3 protein-coding genes are annotated in these 3,876 nt (G+C 63.7%); 1 reads left to right on the plus strand and 2 read right to left on the minus strand.

Annotation, left to right across the window (positions count from 1 at the left end):
- A partial coding sequence (gene lptG / locus APH36_RS20810; RefSeq protein WP_060500109.1) for an LPS export ABC transporter permease LptG occupies positions 1–1,046 on the minus strand: 1,046 nt, incomplete at its 3' end.
- Entirely contained in the window at positions 1,039–2,154 is a 1,116-nt protein-coding gene (lptF, locus tag APH36_RS20815) for an LPS export ABC transporter permease LptF (protein WP_060500110.1), read from the minus strand. The genes lptG and lptF, both read right to left, overlap by 8 nt.
- 293 nt (positions 2,155–2,447) lie before the next feature.
- Here lptF and APH36_RS20825 point away from each other — a divergent pair.
- On the plus strand, positions 2,448–3,876 hold a 1,429-nt coding region (locus tag APH36_RS20825; protein WP_060500111.1), incomplete at its 3' end, for a leucyl aminopeptidase.

The raw sequence follows: 3,876 nt of genomic DNA on the forward strand, positions 1-3,876 counted from the left end.
AACAACCACACACCGGCCAAGGCACAGATGCCCGCCGGGATCACCACCGCCAGCAGCGGCGGGAAGCCGAACACCTGGCTTGAAGGCCCCAACAGGTCCTGGCCGATGCGGAACACGAAGCCCACCAGCACACCGGTGAACACGCGCTGCCCGAGGGTTACCGAGCGCAGCGGGCCGAAGATGAAGGAAATTGCCATCAGCACCAGTGCCGCAGTCACCATCGGCTGCAGTACCTTGGTCCAGAACGCCAGCCAGTAGCGGGCATTGTTCAAACCCTGGTCAGACAGGTAGTGGATGTAGTCCCACAGCCCGGTAATCGACAGCGACTCGGGTGCCAGGATCACGGTATTGAGCAGTTCTGGCGTGAGCGAAACGTCCCAGCGCTCTTGCGGCGCGCTGACGACTTCGGTGTGGTCGCCACGGAAATAGGTGGTGCGCACGTCGGCGAGCAGCCAGTGGTCGTTCTGGTACTGGGCACGGCGGGCGAAACTCGACGTGACGATCTTGCGCTCGTTGTCGAAGCGGTAACGGGTCACCCCCAGCAGCAGGCCGTTAGGCTGCACGGCGTTGATGTGCACGTACTCTTCACCCTGACGGTGCCACATACCGCGCTTGGAGCTTTGTGCCTCACCACCGCCCTGGGCCAGGGAGCGGTCGGCCTGGGCCTTGTTCTCGGTCACCGGTGCCACGTATTCACCGATCAGCAGGCCGACCAGCATCAGTACCAGCATCGGCTTCATCACCGCCCAGACGATACGGCCGATGGAAACGCCGGCCGCACGCATGATGGTCAGCTCGCTGCTGCTGGCCAGGCTGCCCAGGCCGATCAGGCAGCCGATCAGTGCCGCCATCGGCAGCATTTCGTACAGCCGCCGCGGCGCGGTGAGCAGGACGAAGTTGCCAGCCTCCATCACCGTGTAGGTATCACTCAGGTCGCTCATCTCGTCGATGAAGGCGAACAGCGAAGCCAGGCCGAGGATGATCCCCAGCACAGCCAGGATGGCCAGCAGCACGCTCTGGCCGATATAGCGGTCGAGCTTAGCCATGGGCCACCTCCGCACGACGGGCAGCGCGCTTGAGGCGCAGCGGCTCCCAGTACATCAGCCCCAGGCCGATCAGCAGGAACAGACCGTGGACCCACCACATGCCCAGGCCGATCGGAAGTTTGCCCTTCTCGAGGGCACCGCGTACGGAAATCAGCATTGTCAGGTAGGCCATGTACAGAAGAATTGCCGGCAGCAGCTTGAGGAAGCGGCCCTGACGCGGGTTGACCCGGGACAGTGGCACCGCCAGCAGGGTGACGACGAACACCAGGATCGGCAGCGACAACCGCCATTGCAACTCGGCACGCTCACGCAGGCCTTTCTTGCCGATCAACTCGGAGGTGGGGATGGCTTCACGTTCGGTGACTTCCTCGCTGACTTCCGGCTTGGGCAGCAGCACGCCATAGGTGTCGTACTTGATGGCACGGTAGTCGGCCTGGCCCGGGTTACCGTCGTAGCGGTAACCGTTTTCCAGCACCAGATAGCGGTTGCCGTCGGCCTGGATTTCCTGGTGGCCCTTTTCCGCGACCAGCACCGACGGCGCGCGGTCCTTGGTCTTGTCCTGGTTGAAGCGCTTCTCGGAGATGAACACCCCGGCCAGGTTGATGCGGTCGTCCGACAGCTGCTCGGTGTAGGTTACCCGCGAGCCGTCACGCAACGTCTGGAAGCGGCCCGGCACCAGGGTGTCGAACTCGGTCAGCGCGTCTTGCTGGGCGATGATCTGCTGCACCTGGGCCACGCCCAGCGGTGCCAGGCTCAGGCTCAGCCAGGCCACCAGCAGGGCGACCAGGGCGGCCGGCGCCATGGTCATGCCCAGCAGCCGCTGCTGGCTCATGCCGGTTGCGGACAGCACGGTCATCTCGCTTTCCAGGTACAGGCGCCCGTAAGCCAGGAGAATGCCAAGGAACAGCCCCAGCGGCAGGATCAACTGCAGGAAACCCGGCAACCGGAAGCCCATGATCAGGAACAGCACGCCCGGGTCGAGCACGCCCTGGGCAGCCTGGGCCAGGTACTTGATGAAGCGCCCGCTCATGATGATCACCAGCAGCACAGCGCTGACGGCGCTCAAGGTCACCAGGACCTCGCGGGACAGATAACGAAAGACGATCAAACCAGACACTCCTGGGTTGTCAGGGCGGACTGCCATGCAATGGCGCCAAACAATGACTTAGTACATCCAAGACCAATGCCGGTTCGCCAAAGGCGAACCTCCATGTGAAGTGCGCGCATTATCCTGTGATTGACCGCCCCTGTCACTTGGCCGCGCATGATCGCGCATAACGGGGTTGTCAGCACGCTTGCCGCAGGCTCAAACTGGCAGCTTTTCCGCTGGCGCGCGACTAAGCGGCCAGGCCCGTCCAGAGCGCACAGCGCCATTCGTATCGATCATTCGGGGATCCTGACATGGAACTGGTTGTAAAAAGCGTAGCTGCTGCATCCGTAAAAACCGCCACACTGGTCATTCCGGTAGGTGAAAACCGCAAGCTCGGTGCTGTGGCCAAGGCTGTCGACCTGGCCAGCGAGGGTGCCATCAGCGCCGTGCTCAAGCGCGGCGACCTGGCCGGCAAGCCGGGCCAGACCCTGCTGCTGCAGAGCCTCGCGGGCCTGAAGGCCGAGCGCGTGTTGCTGGTAGGCAGTGGCAAGGATGAAGCTTTGGGTGACCGCGCCTGGCGCAAGCTGGTTGCCAGCGTGGCCGGCGTACTCAAGGGCCTGAACGGTGCCGATGCAGTGCTGGCCTTGGACGATGTGGCGGTCAGCAACCGCGACGCCCATTACGGTAAATACCGCCTGCTGGCCGAAACCCTGCTTGATGGCGAATACGTCTTCGACCGTTTCAAAAGCCAGAAGGCCGAGCCGCGCGCCCTGAAAAAGGTCACCCTGTTGGCCGACAAGGCCGGCCAGGCCGAAGTCGAGCGTGCGGTCAAACACGCCAGCGCCATCGCCACCGGTATGGCGTTCACCCGCGACCTGGGCAACCTGCCGCCTAACCTCTGCCACCCAAGCTTCCTGGCCGAGCAGGCCAAGGACCTGGGCAAGGCGCACAAGGCGCTGAAGGTCGAGGTACTGGACGAGAAGAAGATCAAGGACCTGGGCATGGGCGCGTTCTATGCCGTGGGCCAGGGCAGCGACCAGCCTCCACGCCTGATCGTGCTGAATTACCAGGGCGGCAAAAAGGCCGACAAGCCATTCGTGCTGGTCGGTAAAGGCATCACCTTCGACACCGGCGGCATCAGCCTCAAGCCAGGTGCCGGCATGGACGAAATGAAATACGACATGTGCGGCGCCGCAAGCGTGCTCGGTACGCTGCGTGCCGTGCTGGAACTGCAACTGCCAATCAACCTCGTGTGCCTGCTGGCCTGCGCCGAAAACATGCCAAGCGGCGGTGCCACCCGCCCAGGTGACATCGTCACCACCATGAGCGGTCAGACCGTGGAAATTCTCAACACCGACGCCGAAGGCCGCCTGGTGCTGTGCGACACCCTGACCTACGCCGAGCGCTTCAAGCCGCAGGCGGTGATCGACATCGCTACCCTGACCGGCGCCTGCATCGTCGCCCTGGGCAGCCACACCTCCGGCCTGATGGGCAACAACGACGACCTGGTGGGCCAGTTGCTCGACGCCGGCAAGCGCGCCGACGACCGTGCTTGGCAGTTGCCGCTGTTCGATGAATACCAGGAGCAACTGGACAGCCCGTTCGCCGACATGGGCAACATCGGCGGGCCGAAGGCCGGCACCATCACCGCGGGTTGCTTCCTGTCGCGCTTCGCCAAGGCCTACAACTGGGCGCACATGGACATCGCCGGTACCGCCTGGGTCAGTGGCGGCAAGGACA

This window comes from Pseudomonas sp. NBRC 111133 (genome assembly GCF_001320605.1).
Classification (GTDB): Bacteria; Pseudomonadota; Gammaproteobacteria; order Pseudomonadales; family Pseudomonadaceae; genus Aquipseudomonas; species Aquipseudomonas monteilii.